At 70.7% G+C, this 17,628-nt stretch carries 16 protein-coding genes; 5 read left to right on the plus strand and 11 right to left on the minus strand.

Features of this window, described 5'->3' with window-relative positions:
- Nucleotides 1-82: 82 nt before the first annotated feature.
- Nucleotides 83-1,075: a hypothetical protein gene (locus M4V62_RS06835; protein ID WP_249586321.1), complete on the plus strand. Its 993-nt coding sequence runs from the start codon at nucleotides 83-85 to the stop codon at nucleotides 1,073-1,075.
- Between the two features lie 76 nt (nucleotides 1,076-1,151).
- Nucleotides 1,152-2,681, plus strand: coding sequence for an amino acid permease (locus tag M4V62_RS06840; protein ID WP_249586322.1), 1,530 nt, complete (start codon nucleotides 1,152-1,154; stop codon nucleotides 2,679-2,681).
- Between the two features lie 34 nt (nucleotides 2,682-2,715).
- On the opposite strand, the gene M4V62_RS06845 is transcribed toward M4V62_RS06840, so the two are convergent.
- The 4 genes from M4V62_RS06845 to M4V62_RS06860 all read right to left on the minus strand — a co-directional run bounded on the left by M4V62_RS06845 (nucleotide 2,716) and on the right by M4V62_RS06860 (nucleotide 6,199).
- Nucleotides 2,716-3,270 (minus strand): GNAT family N-acetyltransferase, encoded by a 555-nt coding sequence (locus tag M4V62_RS06845; protein ID WP_249586323.1) that lies wholly within the window; start codon nucleotides 3,268-3,270, stop codon nucleotides 2,716-2,718.
- Nucleotides 3,271-3,313: 43 nt separating this feature from the next.
- Nucleotides 3,314-4,060 carry an SDR family oxidoreductase gene (locus M4V62_RS06850; RefSeq protein WP_249586324.1) on the minus strand — a complete coding sequence of 249 codons (747 nt, stop codon included), beginning with the start codon at nucleotides 4,058-4,060 and terminating at the stop codon, nucleotides 3,314-3,316.
- Nucleotides 4,061-4,253: 193 nt separating this feature from the next.
- Nucleotides 4,254-5,135, minus strand: coding sequence for an NAD(P)H-binding protein (locus M4V62_RS06855; protein ID WP_249592722.1), 882 nt, complete (start codon nucleotides 5,133-5,135; stop codon nucleotides 4,254-4,256).
- Nucleotides 5,136-5,140: 5 nt separating this feature from the next.
- On the minus strand, nucleotides 5,141-6,199 hold the full coding sequence (locus M4V62_RS06860) for a saccharopine dehydrogenase NADP-binding domain-containing protein (RefSeq protein ID WP_249586325.1): 1,059 nt from the start codon (nucleotides 6,197-6,199) through the stop codon (nucleotides 5,141-5,143).
- A gap of 83 nt (nucleotides 6,200-6,282) precedes the next feature.
- On the opposite strand from M4V62_RS06860, the gene M4V62_RS06865 reads away from it, so the two are divergent.
- Nucleotides 6,283-6,927 carry a TetR/AcrR family transcriptional regulator gene (locus tag M4V62_RS06865; RefSeq protein ID WP_249586326.1) on the plus strand — a complete coding sequence of 215 codons (645 nt, stop codon included), beginning with the start codon at nucleotides 6,283-6,285 and terminating at the stop codon, nucleotides 6,925-6,927.
- On the opposite strand, the gene M4V62_RS06870 is transcribed toward M4V62_RS06865, so the two are convergent.
- A complete protein-coding gene (locus M4V62_RS06870) occupies nucleotides 6,924-8,270 on the minus strand; it encodes a radical SAM protein (RefSeq protein ID WP_249586327.1) in 1,347 nt (448 codons plus the stop codon). The genes M4V62_RS06865 and M4V62_RS06870 overlap by 4 nt on opposite strands.
- A 179-nt stretch (nucleotides 8,271-8,449) precedes the next feature.
- Between M4V62_RS06870 and M4V62_RS06875 the strand changes: the two genes are divergently transcribed.
- Nucleotides 8,450-9,796, plus strand: coding sequence for a CAP domain-containing protein (locus M4V62_RS06875; RefSeq protein WP_249586328.1), 1,347 nt, complete (start codon nucleotides 8,450-8,452; stop codon nucleotides 9,794-9,796).
- Between the two features lie 33 nt (nucleotides 9,797-9,829).
- Here M4V62_RS06875 and M4V62_RS06880 read toward each other — a convergent pair whose 3' ends face one another.
- From M4V62_RS06880 to M4V62_RS06905, 6 genes are all read right to left on the minus strand, one after another.
- Nucleotides 9,830-10,840: a Gfo/Idh/MocA family protein gene (locus M4V62_RS06880; RefSeq protein WP_249586329.1), complete on the minus strand. Its 1,011-nt coding sequence runs from the start codon at nucleotides 10,838-10,840 to the stop codon at nucleotides 9,830-9,832.
- Nucleotides 10,837-11,895, minus strand: coding sequence for a Gfo/Idh/MocA family protein (locus M4V62_RS06885; RefSeq protein WP_249586330.1), 1,059 nt, complete (start codon nucleotides 11,893-11,895; stop codon nucleotides 10,837-10,839). The genes M4V62_RS06880 and M4V62_RS06885 overlap by 4 nt, the downstream gene beginning before the upstream one ends.
- Before the next feature lie 35 nt (nucleotides 11,896-11,930).
- On the minus strand, nucleotides 11,931-12,785 hold the full coding sequence (locus M4V62_RS06890; RefSeq protein ID WP_249586331.1) for a carbohydrate ABC transporter permease: 855 nt from the start codon (nucleotides 12,783-12,785) through the stop codon (nucleotides 11,931-11,933).
- On the minus strand, nucleotides 12,778-13,722 hold the full coding sequence (locus tag M4V62_RS06895) for a carbohydrate ABC transporter permease (protein ID WP_249586332.1): 945 nt from the start codon (nucleotides 13,720-13,722) through the stop codon (nucleotides 12,778-12,780). Before M4V62_RS06895 ends, M4V62_RS06890 begins: the two co-directional genes overlap by 8 nt.
- Nucleotides 13,722-14,975, minus strand: coding sequence for an ABC transporter substrate-binding protein (locus M4V62_RS06900; RefSeq protein WP_249586333.1), 1,254 nt, complete (start codon nucleotides 14,973-14,975; stop codon nucleotides 13,722-13,724). The genes M4V62_RS06895 and M4V62_RS06900 overlap by 1 nt, the downstream gene beginning before the upstream one ends.
- Nucleotides 14,976-15,041: 66 nt before the next feature.
- Nucleotides 15,042-16,175: an ROK family protein gene (locus M4V62_RS06905; RefSeq protein ID WP_249586334.1), complete on the minus strand. Its 1,134-nt coding sequence runs from the start codon at nucleotides 16,173-16,175 to the stop codon at nucleotides 15,042-15,044.
- 378 nt (nucleotides 16,176-16,553) lie between these two features.
- On the opposite strand from M4V62_RS06905, the gene M4V62_RS06910 reads away from it, so the two are divergent.
- Nucleotides 16,554-17,585, plus strand: a complete 1,032-nt coding sequence (locus M4V62_RS06910) for a 2,5-dihydroxypyridine 5,6-dioxygenase NicX family protein (RefSeq protein ID WP_249586335.1) — start codon at nucleotides 16,554-16,556, stop codon at nucleotides 17,583-17,585.
- Nucleotides 17,586-17,628 lie beyond the last annotated feature (43 nt).

The raw sequence follows: 17,628 nt of genomic DNA on the forward strand, positions 1-17,628 counted from the left end.
CGGATCTACACTGACCGCCGAACAACATCACCTACTCATAGGCCAGTTCACGCCGTCCGCCCTCCTCCCCCACAGAGGATTCATGCCCAATCCGTCAGGCCGCCCCGTTTACCACCCGGCGGGCCACGACGAACAGTTGCGCGCCGTGCTCCAGGACCTCAAGGCGGGTCGCTGGGTGTCGACGCGCAACCTGCTCGACTCGACACCCGACTGGGGACTGTGGACGCAACGCACGCAGATCCTGGCCGCCGCCGTCGCCGGCTCCGACGTGATCAAGGCCTGGCAGGCCGAGGAGCCGCACAGTGCCGCCGCCTCTGTCCTGCACACCCGGGTCCTGGTCGAGCGGACCCTGCGCGCCCACCGCGCCGGACACCGCCACACCAACGAGCTGTGGCGCGAGGCAGCAGCAGCGTGCGGATCCGCGATCGACGCCTTCCCCGAGGATCCCGTGCCGTGGGTCTGCCTGCTCGCCCTCGCCCAGCTCGACAAGGGGCAGCGGTGGGACGAGCACCGGGTGCCGGCCCCCGAGCCGATGCTGTTCCCCGGCCCCTGGCACCTCCTCGCCGAGGCCGACAAGCGCGACCCGGGCAACCGCGAGGCCTACCACCGGATGCTCCAGTTCGCGTACACCCGCCGCCCCGGAGGCCCGCTCACCGAAGCGGTCAACTTCGCCCACTGGGCGTCCGGTTCGGCCTATGCGGGATCGGCGCTCCACGTACTGCCCCTGTATGTGCGCGTCGAGCGTTACCGCAAGGACGGCGGCGCCGAGCACGCCCTGGATCTGCACTGGATAGGGGAGGACGCGACCCGCTCCGCCCTGCGCGCCCTGCACCTGTGGTTCGAGCACGCGCTGCCCGCGGCGACCTCGCTCCTCGACCTCAGCCATCTGGCCCACGCGCTGTGGGGAGCGCACCAATTCCAGGACGCGACCAGGGTGTTCGAGGCCCTCGACCCCTTCTACACCGTGGCGCCCTGGACGTACCGCACACGCTCACCCGGTGACGCGGACGCGGCGGCCGAGGCCTTCATGCAGGCACGTACGCGCTGTCTGAGCGCCGCACGAGATCCGGGCTGAGGGCCCCCACCCCCCGGGCCTTCTTAGTCAGCACCACCCGCTCCCCGACCCACCGCTCCCCGACGGAGGTACATCCGTGTCCCGCACCACCTGGTCGAGCCCATCATCGACCGACGCGCCACTGCCCGACGAGGAACAGAGGCTCAGGGAGCTCGGCTATCAGCCGGTCCTGGCACGCCGGATGGGCGGCTTCGGCAACTTCGCCATCAGCTTCTCGGTCATCTCGATCCTCTCCGGCTGCATGACCCTGTACGGCTTCGGGCTCGGCACGGGCGGCCCCGCCGTGATGCTCTGGGGCTGGGCGGGTGTCGGCCTCTTCGTGCTCTTCGTCGGCCTGGCGCTCGCCGAGGTCACCAGCGCGTACCCGACGTCGGGGGCGCTCTACTACATGGCCGACCGGCTCGGCGGGCGTCGCTGGGGCTGGTACACGGGCTGGTTGAACCTGCTCGGTCTCCTCGGCGCGATAGCGGGCATCGACTACGGCGCCGCGCTCTTCACCGGCGCGTTCCTGAACCTGAAGTTCGGCTTCACGCCGACGCCGGAGAAGACCTTCCTGATCTTCCTCTGCATCCTGCTGCTTCACGCCGTCCTGAACCTCTTCAACGTACGCCTGGTGAGCCTGCTCAACTCGATCAGCGTGTGGTGGCACGTGGCGGGCGTCGCCGTGATCGTGGGCGTCCTCGCGATCGTGCCCGACCACCACCAGTCGCCGGGGTTCGTCTTCGGCGAGTTCGTTAACAACACCGGCTGGGACAACCCGCTCTACGTCACGGCGATCGGTCTGCTCCTCGCCCAGTACACCTTCTGCGGGTACGACGCGTCCGCGCACCTGTCGGAGGAGACCTCCAACGCCTCGGTGTCGGCGGCGCGCGGCATCGTGCGTGCCATCTGGGCGTCGTGGATCGCCGGGTTCATTCTCTTGGCCGGGCTGACGTTCGCGATCCAGGACTACGCGGGCACGGTCGGCACCGACACCGGTGTGCCGCCCGCGCAGATCATGATCGACGCGATCGGTGAGTCCGGGGCGACGGCGCTGCTGCTCATCGTGATCGTGGCGCAGTTGTTCTGCGGCAACGCCGAGACGGCCGCCGCGAGCCGCATGGTCTTCGCGTTCAGCCGCGACAACGCGCTGCCCGGCTCGAAGATCTGGCGCAAGGTCAGCTCCCGCACCCAGGTCCCGGTGCCCGCGGTGTGGCTCTCGGTGGGCCTGGCCGCCGTCATCGCCCTGCCGTCCCTGTACTCGGCGACCGCGTACACGGCCGTGACCGCCATCAACGTCATCGGGATCACGCCCGCGTACGCCATCCCGATCTTCCTGAGGCTGCGGGCGGGCGACCGCTTCCAGCCGGGCCCGTGGAACCTGGGCCGCTGGAGCAAGCCGATCGGCTGGGTGGCCGTGATCTGGGTGGCGTTCGTGACGGTCCTGTTCTGCCTGCCGCAGGCTTCGCCGGTGACGGTCGACACGATGAACTACGCGTCGATCGCGCTCGCCGTGGTGCTGACCCTCGCCACGGTGTGGTGGTTCGTGGCGCGGCGCTCCTACAGCACTCCGTCGGCGTACGGGTCGGAGCGGGAGCAGGCGGAGATCGCGGAGGACATCATCTAGCAGGCACCTGCCGGACGGCCGCGCCCCAACCTCCTCATGGGGTGCGGTCGTTGAGGATCCGCTGGAAGAGCCGGTGGTCGCGCCAGGCGCCGTTGATGTGCAGGAACTCCGGCGCGACACCGAACTCCTCGAAGCCGCACTTGGCGAGGACCCGCTGCGAGGGCACGTTGTCGAGGAGGGTGCCCGCCTCGACGCGGTGCAGGCCGAGCTCGGCGTCCGCGGACGCGCAGGCGTACATGACGGCGGCGGTGGCGAGGCCGCCGCCGATGTGGTCCACGTCGATCCAGTAGCCGAGGTTTCCGCTGCGCAAGGGGCCAAGCACGATGCCGGACAGGGTGACCGAGCCGACGATGTCCCCCTCGCGGTCGAGCACCCAGGGAGCCGCCCGCCCCGCCCGGCACTCCTCCAGCTGGGCACGGAGCCGGGCGGCCTGTGCCTGCGAGGTGAAGTAGTCCTCGGGCCGGGTGGGTTCCCACGGCTCCAGGTGGGCGCGGCTGCGCAGGCGGGCGCGGGCGAGACCGTCCGCGTCCTCCAGCGTGACGGGGCGCATGACGACGTCCGGGGTGATGCGGGCGGATTCGGTGATCATGCGCCAAGCGTAGGCACTGCGGCAGATGCGCGCGCCGGTTGGTTCACCTTCCGCCCGCCACCCGCAGGATCGTTCCGCTCGCGTAGGACGCCTCGTCCGAGAGCAGCCAGGCGACGGCCGCCGCGATCTCCTCCGGCTGGCCCGCGCGTCCCAGCGGGATCCCCGCGGCGAGCTTCGCCGGGCGCTCGGGGTCGGCGTGGAACTCGGTCCAGATCACGCCCGGAGCGACGGCGTTGACGCGGATGCCGTCCGGCGCGACCTCCTTCGACAGACCGACCGTCATCGTGTCGACGGCTCCCTTGGCGGCGGCGTAGTGGACATACTCGCCCGGGGCGCCGAGGGTCGCCGCCGCGGAGGAGATGTTCACGATGCCGCCGCCGGCGCCGCCCGCGCCGGTCCGCGTCATGTCGCGGATCGCGCGGCGGGCGCAGAGGAGATAGCCCAGTACGTTCACGTCGAGCGCGCGGCGCATGGCGGCGGCGTCGGCCTGGGCGAGGGGGCCCACCGGGGCGCCGATCCCGGCGTTGTTCACCAGTCCCGTGACCGGGCCCAGCTCCGCGGCGGCGGTCTCGAAGAGGCGGTCGACGTCGGCCTCGTCCGCGGTGTCCATGCGGACGGTGACGCAGCTTGCGCCGGTCGCGCGGACTTCAGCAGCCGTCTTTTCGGCGGCGTCGGCGTCGGCGTGGTACCCGAGGGCGATGTGGTGGCCGTCTGCGGCGAGGCGGGTGGCGATGGCCGCGCCTATGCCGCGGCTGCCGCCGGTCACTACCGTGACGGGGTGGTGCTGCACGTGATCCTCCGGAGGTGCGGGGTGAACGGGGTTGCTGTTTGATCGATCATTCCCCAACCCCGCCCCTTCCCGGCTGTGACATTCGCGGCTCCGCCGCGGGCCGCTCCGGCGCGGGAGCCTTGGTTGCCGACATCACCGGCTCCGCCGAGTTCGTCCTCAAACGCCGGACGGGCTGAAAGATGCGGCCCGGACCTCAGCCCCGACGCCCCCGTACGAACTCCGCCAGCGTCCCCGGTTCCCTCCCCCCGAACCGCTCGATCGTCTCCGTCACCTGATACAGCTCGTGGTGCGCGCCGATCAGGCGGAACAGTTCCCACAGTTTGTCCAGGTGGGCCACCACGTGCGCGTCCCCGTACAGGGACGTCGCCCGCTCCCGCCATTCCTCCGGCGACGCGTCCACGTACTTCAGGCCGCCGCCGAACGTCTCCACCACCTCGCCGACCGTCAGCACCTGTCCCGTCAGGAGCACCACGGGATCGGGGCACTCCGGCATCGGGGCCGCCAGCAGGCCCGCTGCCACCCGCGCCACGTCCTCCCCCGCGATCAGCGGAAGCACCGTGTCCAGGGAGCCGAGCGGCATCACCAGTTCGCGGCCGCCGCCCGCCCGGACCAGGAAGTCCAGGTTCTCGAAGAAGACCCCGGCCCGCAGATGCACCGCCCCGATCCCCGCCCAGTCGAAGACCTCCTCGGCGACCCAGTGCTGCCGCATCCGAGGTGTGCCCGCGTCCGGCGACGCCGCCAGCTGGGAGACCTCGACGACGCGTTCGAGGCCCTCGCGCCGGGCCGCCGCCGCGAAGGCGCCGGTTGCCTCCAGCAGGCCGTCGGTCACCGGGTACGTGAAGAAGGCGCGCCGCACACCCCGCACGGCCGCGAGCACGTCCGTGACCTCGCGGAGGTCGCCGACGACCACCTCCGCGCCCGCCTTCCGCAGCGCGGCGGCGCGTTCGTCGTCGGTGCGCACGAACGCGCGTACCGCCTCGCCCCGCTCCAGGAGCCGCCGCACCACATGACGGCCGGTGGAACCCTGCTGTCCCCCCGCCGCTCCGGTGACGAGGACCGGTTCGTTCGACTGCATCGCGCTCACCGCCGTTCACCCCCTCCGTCTTCTCCGCGCCGCAGCGTGAGCGTGAACGCGCCCTGCCGCTCCAGCTCCCTCAGGAACTCCTCCGCGGCGAAGGCCTCACCGGGCGCGAGGACCCCCGTCTTCGTCGGCCCCCTGCCCTCCGCGATCCGCACCGCCGCCTCCACCGAGGCCAGCGCTCCGGCCCGCCACAGGTCGTGGCCGGTCAACTGCCCTGCCGCCGCTCCCCCTTCCCACATCGCCTGGACGGCGACGGTGAAGTCGGTGCCCGCCCGTTCGGCGGCGCCGATGTGCTCGCTGGCGAAGGCGTCCGTCGCCTCGAAGGCGCTCGTGCTGAGCATCAAGTCGATGTTGCGGACGGGGACATGGCGCGGCAGGGTCACCGTCTCGAAGGACGGGAACGGCGCGATCATCGTGCGCGGACCGAGTGGCGGCGGGAAGGGGAAGACGGCGTTACGCGGCTCGACGTAGCCCGCGTGCAGGGCGCCGTCGCTGAAGGTGAGGCGTTCGGTCTCGGCCAGGAGGCGGGTCGCGGTGTTCTTGGCTCCGGTGGTCAGGCGCCAGCCGTTCACGGCGTAGGCGACGACGATCCGGTCGATGCCCGCGATGCCGTCCGACACCGCGCCCGCGAGGAGGTCGCCGAGGCCTCCGTAGAAGCTGACGCCGGGGACCATGACGGCGCCGGTGCGCTGCGCCGTGGCCTGCGCGGTGTCGAAGACCGCTTTCACGTGGTGGGGTTCGAGGGCGTGGTCGACGTAGTGGCAGCCGGCTTCCGCCGCGGCGGTGGCGACGGGTGCTCCGGTGACGGCGAAGGGGCCCGCGCACTGGATGAGGACGTCGGCCGCCGCCATCACCTCGCGCAGGGCCGCGACGTCGTCCACGGGGGCGGTACGGGTCCGAACTCGATCCCCCGCGTCGAGTTCGTCGGCCAGCGCCCGCAACGCAGCGGCGTCGCGGCCCACCAGGAGCAACTCCTCATCTCTGGCGAGTAGTTCGGAGGCTACGAGCCGTCCGGTGTGGCCATAGGCTCCGTAGATGGCGAAGAGCGGTTTTGTCATGCTCAACTCGCTTCCATACCGAAGGTATGCAACTGGTGCGGAACCTACGTACCCTGAGTATGTCCGTCAAGAGGAGCCGACCCGTGATCCCGCCCGCGCGCCCAACTGCCCGCCGTACACAGGCGGAACGCTCCGACGCGACCACCGCGCAGCTGATCACCGCGGCGCAGCGGCTCTTCGGCAGGGACGGGTACGCGACGACCTCGATCGTCGCCGTGGCGGCCGACGCCGGGGTCACCAAGGGTGCGGCCTACCACCACTTCGAGGGCAAGGCCGCCCTCTTCCACGCGGTGTTCGTCCGTGAACAGGAGGAGATCGCGGCGGAGTTGGAGCGCGCGGCGGCCGAGGAACCCGATGCCTGGTCCGCGCTGCGGCGCGGCTGCCGCCGCTTCCTGGAGCACTGCCTCGACCCCGGATTCCGGCGGATCGTGCTGCTCGACGCGCCCGCGGTCCTGGGCTGGGAGACCGTCCGCGAGATCGAATACGCCCATACGCTGCGGGTGTTGACCGGCGGCATGCGTGCGGCTGCGGCCGCAGGACACATCGGCGAGGGGGATCTGGACGTGCGCTGCCAGATGATGTTCGGCGCGCTGTGCGAGGCGGGCATGCTCCTGGCCCGCTCGCCCGACCCCGCCTCCGCCCTCACCTCGGTGACGGCGGAGGCCGAACGGCTCCTGTCGGCGCTGGCCGGGCGCCCCCTGGACCGTTCCCCTGGGCCACTCCCCTAGACCGTCTCCCCGACTTCCTCGGCCGACTGCTCGGGAGCCAGGCTGTCCATGAAGGAGGAGACGGAGAACACCGCGCGCCCCGGCCCCGCGGGTCCGTAACCGGGCGGCGACGTCAGGCCGTTGGCCTCCATCGTCGCGCGGTACGCCTCCAGAAGACGGACGTGGTACTCCAGCGGGGCGCCCTGCGGGTTCGCCTTGCCCAGCGGTGTCGTGGGCTCCGGGCACCACGTGGTGAAGCGGGGCGTGATGCCGCGCGACATGAAGTACTGCAGCCCCTCGACGGTGGAGTCGATGGCCTCGCCGACCGTCTTGAACCCGAAGGGCTCCGCCATCTCCACGCCCGCCACGAAGTTCGGGATGACGTTGCGCGGCCCGAAGACCTCCGCGGAGTCCAGGATGCGGCGGTGCCACTCGTCCCGGCCCACGTAGCGCTCCTTGCCGGGGCAGTACCGCTCGAAGAGGTACGGGTCCCACACCTCGTAGTTGGGGTGGTAGATCCGCACGCCGTAGTCGTGGAAGCGCTGCACGTCCGCCTTGGGCAGCGCCTGCGCGACGACCTTGCCGATCCAGCGGCCGGGGAAGCGCTCCTCGATGGCCTTCGCGTACTGGCCGTAGAAGTCGGCCTCGTCCTTGCCGCCGATCGTCGAGGTGATGGCGCCACCGGTGAGCGTGTACGCGGTGGAGGACTTCGCGGTGTCGTACTTGTCGATGATGGCGAGGGCCTCGAGGACCTCGTCCATCGGCTTCACACCCGTGTAGGGGCGGCCCGCCGCCTTCTGCTGGCGCCAGTTGTGGTTGATGTCGCAGTACTGGCACTCCTCCTTGGCGCCGAAGTACTGGCAGACCCGGAAGACCGTCAGATAGATGAGGTAGCCCCACTGGATGGTGGGCGCCACCTCCATCACGGACTTGCCGTTCTCCAGCGTGTGCCGGTAGTAGTCCGGCATCGGCGGCAGGCCCACGTCGGAGATGCGGACGCCGTCCAGATAGAGACCGAGGACGCCGTGGTCGTCGGCGGCCACGCGGTAGGGCGACGAGGGGTTCACGCGGACCGACACGACCGTGCGCCGCAGGTCGTACGGGCCGCCGGTGAGGACGATCTCCTCGGGCGGGCGGCGCAGGGCGGCGGCGCCGAGCTCGGGCAGGGTGCTGTGGTCGAAGGAGAAGATGAAGTACGACTTCGGCTTGACCTCGCCACCCTCGTTGTCACTGAGCGCGGACTCGTCGAACGCCATCCCTCCCCTGAGCAGGTCCTCCTTGATCACCGCCTCTCGCGGCACCTGCGGGAACCGCTCCATGAGTCCCTCGACGAGCTGGGTACGGCTCTCGCTGCGGCTTGCCATCTGCCGGGCACCTCGGATCCTGTCGGTGAATTGTGCTTTCCCGTGGCCCCTACGCTAATACGCGCCTTTCGCGGCGCGGATCCGCCTCCGGTCTCAGCCGCCCTCAGCCTTGAGGCGGCTCTGCGCGCCGCGGACTGTGGGGTGGGAACCTCGCGGGGCCGGCCTCGCGTTGTCCTTGCATGAACGAGCTGGTTGCCGGGGGGAATGTGCCGCTGCCGGACGGGGCCGTCACCCTCCGGGTGCCCGGCCCCTTCGACCTGTCCGTGATCGTCACGGACGACAGCGGGAAGGTCGCGGGCGACGGCGACTTCGTCTTCTACAACCAGCCCGCCACCGCCGGGGCGCGGCTCCAGGGCGACACGGTCACGGTCGACGGGCGGCGCCTGCGCGCCGGTGCGAGCCGCGTCACCGTAGCCGTCAGCCCCGCCGAGCCGGGCACTCCCCTGGGTCGGCTGCCCGTCATCGGGCTCCAGGTGCACGGGCCCGGCGGCCTGCCAGTGGCCCACTTCACACCGCCGCGCCCCGACCGCGAGACGGTGCTGCTGCTCGCGGAGATCTACCGCCGGGGTCCGGGGTGGAAGCTGCGGGCACTCGGTCAGGGGTACGCGGACGGGCTCGCGGGGGTGGCGAGGGACTTCGGGGTGGATGTGGCGGAGGACGAGGCCACGCAGCCGCCGACCGCTGCCGGGCCGCCCCTGGGGGCGCCGATGACAGCTCCGACGACCGCGCCGACCGGCTCGCCCGCGACCGGCCCCGACGGCTTCCTCCCGCTGGTCAACGCCGCGCGGGCGTCGGTGGGCGCGCCTCCCGTCACCCTCGACGCCCGGCTGACGGCCGCCGCGAGCGCGCACGCCGCTGGGATGGCGGCGCGGGCCGTGCTCAGCTCGGAGCACGCGGACGGCACCTCGCTCTACCAGCGCGTCGTCGCGGGCGGGTACGCGTACCTGGCCGCCGGCGAGCATCTGGTCTCCGGGCCGCGCACACCCGCCGACTTCGTGGAGTACTGCCTCTCCGGCGAGCAGTCACGGCGTACGGTGCTCAGCCGCGCGTACACACAGGTCGGCGTGGCCCACACCGCCGACGCGCGCTCCGGCGACGTCTACTGGACGGCCTTGTGGGCCACCCCGTTCAGCCCGCAGGGGCTCGCGGAGTGGGGGTCCGCCGTGCTCCGTCTCACCAACGCCGAGCGGACGGCGGCCGGTCTTCGCCCCCTCTCCCCCGATCCGCTCCTGACCGTGGCGGCGCAGGGCCACAGCGCGGACATGATCGCCCGCGCCTTCTACGCCCACACCTCGCCCGACGGCGGCGAACCCTGGCACCGCGCGTCCGCCGCGGGCAGCACGCACCGCGCGATCGGCGAGAACATCGCCTGCGGGCAGCGCACGCCCGCCGAGGTGGTGGACGGCTGGATGAACAGCCCCGGCCACCGGGCCAACATCCTGGGGCCCTCCTTCACCCACCTCGGCGTCGGCTTCGCGGGCGGCGGCTCGGCGGGGACGTACTGGACGCAGCTCTTCGGCGGCTGAACGCCGCGGCGCCCGCGCCGCGGCCCCGGTGCCTCAGCCCACCGCCACCGGCTCCCCGCTCCGGGCCGACGCATAGCCCGCCGCCACGATCTTCAGCGTCCGCAGCCCGCCCTCGCCGTCCGCCACGTCCATGCCGCCCTCCTCGGGCCCGTGGAGGAACGCCCGCAGCATCCGCTCGTCCAGATCGGCACCGAAGGGCAGTTCGAGCCCCTGCCGGTGGCGTTCGCTGTAGCCGTGGACCGACTGGTCGAAGGCGTCCATCTCCAGGGTCGCCCGCTCGCCGACCACCGTCAGTTCGAGCCCGCCCCAGGAGTGGTGCGAGCGCGGGTGCGACCAGCTGCAGTCGATCGTGGCCACCGAGCCGTTGTCGTAGGTGACGGTGACCAGGCCGCTCGTCTCGGCGTCGACCTCGCCCTCGTACATGCGGTTGTTCGTCTGCGCGTACACGTCGACGGGGCGGGCATCGCCGAAGAGGTCGTCCAGGAGGTCGGCGATGTGCACCGTGTGGTCCATCAGGGCGCCGCCGCCCGCGAGTTCGGGATCGGCGAACCAGCGCCGCGAGGCGGGCATGGAGCCGTTGTTCGCGCCGGACACGGTCAGGACCCGGCCCGCATCGCCCGATGCGACGGCCGCCTTGACCGCCGCGTACGCGGGGCTGAAGCGGACCGGGAAGGCGACCGCGAGCCGCACCCCGGCCGCCCGGCAGGCCGCGAGCATCGCCTCGCCGTCCGCGACCGTCGTGGCCAGCGGCTTCTCGCACAGGACGTCCACGCCACGGGACGCGGCGAGCTCCACCAGCGGGCGGTGGCGCGCGTTCTCGGAGCAGACGATCACCGCGTCCGGGCCCCAGGCGAAGACCTCCTCGTACGAATCCGCGTACGCGACCCCCCTCTCCTCGGCGAAGGCGCGTCCCCGCACCTCGCCGGGCGCGGCCGACCCGGTGTCCGGATCGCTGCCGATGACCTCGACACCCGGCATACGGGAGAGGAGCCGCAGATATCCGGCCGCGTGGACATGGGCGAACGACAGCACGGCGACCTTCATCGCGTGACCTCCTTGGTGATCCTGGCATCCGTCCCGATCTCGATCGCCCGGCCTGCCCCGAGCTCGATCGCCCGGCCCGTGCGGCTCGACTCCACCGCCGCCTCGGCGATCCGTACCGCCTCGATCCCGTCCCGCGCGCTCACCCGCGGCTCACGGCCGCCCTCCTCCCACGAAGCCGCGAACTCCCGCAGCTCGGCCAGGTAGGGGCTCTCCGACATCGGGCTCGACGGGATGCCTTCGTTGGCCGCGCGCACCCCTTGCGCGGTGATCCGGTAGCCCGGCACGGACGTGGAGTCGTGCCGCAGCAGCCCGTCACCGCCCGCGATCCGGAACGTCGTACGGAACCGCTGGTCCGGCAGGCCCCAGAGGCCGGTGACGTGGCTGATCGCGCCGGAGGCGTGGGTGAGGACGGCGGTCGCCGAGACGACCTCGGCCTCCGGGCCGCCCGTGGCGTGCTCGACGCCGCGCGTCTGCGCGTGCACGCGGACCACGTCGCCGGCGATCCAGCGGGCGATGTCGATGTCGTGCACCATCAGGTCCATGATGACGCCGCCGGACTTGGCGGGGTCACCGAACCAGGGCGCCCACCGCGGGCGCGCGCCGCCGCGCGTGAACCGCAGCACCGCGAGGTCACCCAACTCGCCCCGTTCGACGGCCTGTTGCATCGCCGCGTACGCCGGGAAGTACCGCACGACGTGGGCGGGGTGCAGCCGGACGCCCGCCGCTTCGGCGGCTGCCGCGATCTCCTCGGCGTCGGAGGTGTTGAGCGCGAGGGGCTTCTCGCAGATGACGTGCCGGCCCGCGGCGACGGCCGCCAGGGCGAGCTCCTTGTGGGTGGGGGTGGGCGTGCATATGTCGACGGACGTGCAGTCGGCGAGCAGTGCGTCGAGGCTCGCCGACGCGGCGACCTCGTGCCCCGCGTACTCGGCGGCGAGCTTCTCCGCAGAGCCGTCCACGGTGTACACGCTGACGCGCGCACCCAGTTCGAGCCAGCCGGGGAGATGGGCGCGGGCGATGCCGCCCGCGCCGATCAGGCCGATGTGAAGCGGTCGCATGAAGGGAGTTACCTTTCCTGGTTCCTGAAAGGGGATCAGCTCTTAGAGCCGGAGAGCGCGACGCTCTGCACGAAGTGCCGCTGCAGGAAGACGTAGACGATGAGCATGGGCAGGCTCGCGATGAGCGAACCGGCCATCATCACCGGGTAGTTGGTCTCGAACTGCCCCTCCAGCGAGGTCAGTCCCGCGCTGATCGGCATCTTCTGGGGATCGGTGTTGACGATGAGCGGCCACAGGAGGTCGTTCCACGACCACATCGCGGTGATGACCGCGAGCGCGGCGAGCGCCGGCCGCACGAGCGGCAGCATGATCGACCAGAAGATCCGGAACGGACCCGCGCCGTCGATCCGCGCGGCCTCCTCGAGCTCCTTGGGGAGCGTGAGGAAGAACTGCCGCAGCATGAAGGTCCCGAACGCGCTGAACATGCCCGGCAGGAACAGTGCCGGTGCCGAGTTGAGCAGGCCGAGCCGCTGGATGATGTCGTACTGCGGCAGGACGAGCAGCGAGCTCGGCACCATCAGGACGGAGAGGAAGAGCGCGAACAGGGCGTTTCGGCCCCGGAATTGCATGCGCGCGAAGGCGTAGGCGGCGAGCGAGCAGAACACCAGCTGCCCGACCGTGCGCCCCACGGTGTTGAAGACGCTGTTGAACAGCATCTCCCGGAACGGCAAGGCGGTGAAGACCTCTTCGAAGCTCGACCAGTTCCAGGTGTCGGGCAGGAAGGTCGGTGGCACTTTCGCCGTCTCGGCAAGGGACTTGGCGGCGGTGAGCAGTTGCCACAGGAAGGGGAAGACCATCACCAGGGCGCCGAGCGAGAGCGCCGCGTGGGTGGCGACCGAACCGGCGTTGAATCGGCGCCGGCTCGCGGGGCGTACGGAGGACTCACGCATAGTGCACCCACCTCTTCTGCAGCCTGAACTGCACCAGCGTCAGCGCCGCGATGATCAGCATGAGCAGGAAGGCGAGCGCGGCGGCGGCGCCCTGGGCGTTCTCGATGAAAGCCCATTTGTAGAAGAGGCTCACCACCGACTGGGTGTCGCCGATGGCCGGGTTCTTCTCGGCCATCATGATGTAGATCAGGTCGAAGGTCTGCAGCGAGTTGATCATGCAGATGATGGACGCGAAGAAGATCGTCGGGCTGAGCAGCGGCAGCGTGATCGTGAAGAAGCGGCGCAGCGGCCCGGCGCCGTCCAGCTCGGCGGCTTCGTAGTAGTCCTGCGGGATGCCCTTGATGCCCGCCATGAAGATGATCAAGTAGTAGCCGGTGGTCGACCAGACCATGACGGTGCCGATCGCGTACACGGCGGTCGAGGGGTCGGAGATCCAGTAGCGGCGGTCGGCGCCGAACCACTCGAAGACTTCGTTGATCAGTCCGTAGTCGCCGTTGTAGAGCCAGTTCCAGACCAGGCCGACGGCGACGGGCAGCGTCACGAACGGGATGAAGTACAGGGCGCGGTAGACCGCGACACCGCGCAGTCCGCGCCGGTTGAGCAGCGCCGCGACGCCGATAGCGAGCGGCAGGGCGAGCAGCCCGATGACGCAGTAGATCAGCGTGTTGCCGAGCGCCTGCCAGACGGTGACGTCCTTCAGGACGCGCACGTAATTGTCGGTGCCGACCCAGGTGTTGCCGCCGAACGCCCCGAACTCGGTGAAGCTGTAGAAGAAGGTCTGCAGGAGCGGCCAGAAGTAGAAGACGGCGAAGCCGATGCCGAGCGGCGCGACGAAGAGGTAAGCGGCTTTCTGGTTGCGGGACTTGGGCGAGCAGGACGCCGCCGGTTTGCTGCGGCCCGCCTTCTTCGCCGCTGCCGTGGAGGGAAAGACACTCATCATGCGCGCTCCCCCTTCAGGGCTCGGTCCATCTGCTCGCCCAGCGTGCGGGCGGCGCTCTCGATGCCGCCCTTGCCGCTGAACGCGGCGCCCAGGAGCGGGTATTGGAGGTTTTCCCAGACCGCGGTGTTCTTCGAGCTCGGGTACGGCACGGCGTACTCCAGCATCTCGACGAAGCACTTCAGGTCGAACTGGGGCATCGACTTGAACCAGGCGTCCTGCGTCCCCTCGTACGAGGAGATGGTGATGCCCGCCGACGCCTGGATCTCGGCGGCCTTGCGGCCCGCCATGAAGTGGACGAATTTCCAGGCGGCCTCTTTCTTGCGGCTCTTGGCGGAGATGACGTTGGCGAGGCCGTGGATGATGGTGGCGCGCTCCCGACCCTTGGGCAGGACGGTGACTCCGCCGTGGTCCTTGATCGCGGGAACGGCATGATATTGCCCTGAGAACGCGGATATCTCGTAGACCATGGCGGCCTTCTCCGACCAGAAGCGGTTGCGTGCCTTGGACTCGACCATCGCGCTCTGCGGCGGCGACCAGCCGCGGTCGATCATGTCGGTCCAGTAGCGCAGGCCCTCGATGGAGCGCTCGTCACCGAAGCCGGACTTCCCGTCCTCAAGGACATAGCCGCCCGCTCCGTGGATGGCCGGGTAGAGCTGGGCCTGGCGGTCCATCTCGGCGGCCATGCCGTGCACCCGCCGACGCGGATCGGTGAGTTCGGCGGCGGCGTCGCGCACGTCGTCCCACGTCCACGTCGCGTCGGGGTACTTGATGCCCGCCTTGTCGAAGAGCGCCTTGTTGTACCAGAGGCCGATGGTGTCGAAGTCCTTGGGAATGCCGTACTGCGTGCCCTGATAGGCGTAGATCTTCACGAGCGCGTCGGGATGGCGGTCCACGGGGGTCGCGTCGCTCTTGATGTGTCCGCTCAGGGGTTCGAGGACGCCGTTCGAGGCGTAGAGCTGCAGATTGACGGCGTTCATCCAGAACACGTCGGGGGCCGTGCCGCCGCGCATCGCGGTCTTCAGGGTGGTCCAGTAGCTCGACCACGGCGTGAGCTCCATGCGCACGGATATGCCGGGGTTCTCCTTCTCGAAGGCGTCGATCACCTTCTGCAGGCCCGGCACTTGGGCCACGTCCCACACCCCGTACGAGAGGGTGGTCCTGCCACCGCTCTCCTTGCCTTCGCTCTGGCCGGAGCAGGCGGCGAGCAGCGGCGCCGCCATCGCTCCGTACAGCAGAGTCCTCCTGCGCATGTGCGCCTCCGCTTCCGGCTCTTCCACGGGCGCCCCGGTGTTTCCCGGAGCCGCCCTGGAGCTTTCCTACGACGCCGAATCCGTCAGGAGATCGGATTCAACCTGGTCAAGTGCCTTGCGTACGGCGCCGATCGCGACGCCCTGTTCGCCGAGCGTGCTCAGCGCGATGCGCGGGACGTGCAGGGTCAGCGGTCGCAGCCTGTCCTCGATCAGCGGCACGAGATGGCCGCCGAGCGGGGTCGCGCCGCCGGTGAGCACCACGAGCTCCGGGTCGACGGCCAGGGCGAGGGCGGCGATGCCCGGCGAGATGCGGTCGGCGAAGTCGGCGACGGCCGCGAGGGCACGCGGGTCGCCGGTGTCCGCGGCGCGCGCGAGGGCCGCCACCTCGGACTCGCCGGTGCGCCGGGCGCCCTTCCAACTGAGCGCGTCCTGCGCGGTGTTCATGCCGAGCAGCGGAAGCAGTCCCAGCTCGCCCGCTCCGCCGCGCCTGCCCCGGTGCAGCCGCCCGCCGATGGTGAGGCTGCACGCCACGCGGTGGCCGGTCAGGACGCAGACGACGTCACCGGCGAGGGTGGCGGCGCCCTGCCAGCGCTCGGCGAGCACGGCGAGGTTCACGTCGTTCTCGACGAGGGTGTGGCCCGGCTCCCCGTCGGCGAGGAGCCGCCCGAGGTCGACGCCGGACCACTCGGGGATCACGTGGGAGGTGATGGTGCCGCCCGCGTCCACGACGCCGGGTACGCCGACGCAGCGGGCGAGGATGTCGTCGCGCCGCACGGAGTGCGCGTCCAGAAACGCTTCGAGCCCTTTGCGGAGAAGGCCGAGCCGCCCAGCTCCGCCCAGCTCCGGGTCGATGTCCTCGCGCCGCACGGCGAGCACCGTCCCGCCGAGATCGGCGAGCAGCAGCACCATCTTGTGCAGGCCGATGTCGGCGCCCACGACACGGCCCGCCTCCACGCGGAAGCGGAACCGCCTCGCCGGGCGCCCCGGCGCGCGCTCTCCGTCGTCACGCTCGGCCTCCCCCGCCCAGCCGTGCGCGGTCAGCTCCTCGACGGCGGCTTCCACGGTGGGCCGGGAGAGTCCGGTGCCCGCGGCGAGCTCCGCGAGGGTCTGCGGGCTGCGGTGGTGCAGGGCGCGCAGCACGACGGTGGTGTTCAGCCGGCGCAGCGAGGCGAGATCGTGCCCCCGTGTCCCGTTCCGCAACACTTCTTCACCCCATGTCGAGGCCAGGGCAGCCCTGTTGACCAGTGGGTCAACGACTGCTCCCGGAGATTTAGGAGGAGACTTGCATATCCAAGTGCGACGGGGAACCCCCTTCGCACCGCCCCTTTGTCCTGATGACCCGTCAGGAAACACCCGGGTTAACTCCGTGCGCGACCCCTTGCCAAGGGAGATAGTACGTGTTCGGATTATCTCAGTCGGGCGGTCACCCACCGCCTCGTAACCGCAGTTCAGACCCTGTACGGCGGGCCGGTCAGGCCTGCCTGAGCACCTCATAGCTCCCCCACAACTCCCCTCGCACGATGTGTCCGGAGTCGTGCTGCCCGCATGTCCGCGGCAGCCCGAAAGAAGGGATCCCCCGTGTTCGATCTTTCGTCCGTCGATCTGCTCGACGCGTTCACCCGCGAGCTGCGGCTGTGCAAGCTGCGCGAGGGCGAGCACGTCGTCGTCCTCTCCGAGCCCGGCAGCCGCGGCGACTACGTGGCGGCGGCGTTCGGCGCCGCGAAGACCTGCGGCGCCCATGTCATCGCCGCGACCGTCCCCGGCGGCAGCCCCGCGCCGATGCCGAGCACCCACACCGGCGCGGGCCCCGGCCTCGTGTCCGTGCTCAACGACTCCACCGCGCAGGACCTGCTGAAGTCCGCCGATCTGGTCGTCGACCTCACCCGCGAGGGCTTCATCCACGCGCCGGTGCAGCAGGAGATCCTGCGCGCCGGCACCCGCATCATCTTCGTCTGTGACGCACCCGACGTCCTCATCCGCAATCTGCCCAAGGAGGCCGACAAGGACGAGGTGCTCGAAGGCGTCCAGCTGCTCAAGCAGTCGTCCGTCATGAAGGTCACCTCGGACGCGGGCACGGACCTGACCGTGCAACTCGCCGGTTCCAAGCCCGAGTTCCAGTGCGGCTTCGCCGACGACCCGGGCCGCTGGGACCACTGGCCGAGCACCATGGTGCTCGCCTGGCCCGAGATCTCCGATGGCCAGATCGTGCTCGCCGAGGGCGACATCCTGCTGCCCTTCAAGGAGTACGTGCGCCAGCCGGTGACCCTGCAGATCGCGGGCGGGCAGATCGAGAAGGTGTCGGGCGGCGCCGAGGCCGAGCTCCTGAACACGTTCTTCGAGGACGCCGACGACCAGTGGGCGCGCAGCCTCTCCCACATGGGCTGGGGCCTGATGCGTACGGCCGACTGGTTCGCCACCGCGATGTACGGCAAGGACGACCTGATGGGCATGGACGCCCGCGCCTTCGCAGGGAACTTCCTGTGGTCCACCGGACCGCACCCCGTCCTCGGGCGCGAGTCGTACGCCCATCTCGACATCGCCATGCGGGGCTGCACGGTCCGGGTCGACGACACCGAGGTCGTGACGGGCGGCCGTCTCACCGAGCGCTGACCGCGCACCAACTGCCCCTACGTACCAGGAAGATGGAGGAAGC

Source organism: Streptomyces durmitorensis, assembly GCF_023498005.1.
Taxonomy (GTDB): domain Bacteria; phylum Actinomycetota; class Actinomycetes; order Streptomycetales; family Streptomycetaceae; genus Streptomyces; species Streptomyces durmitorensis.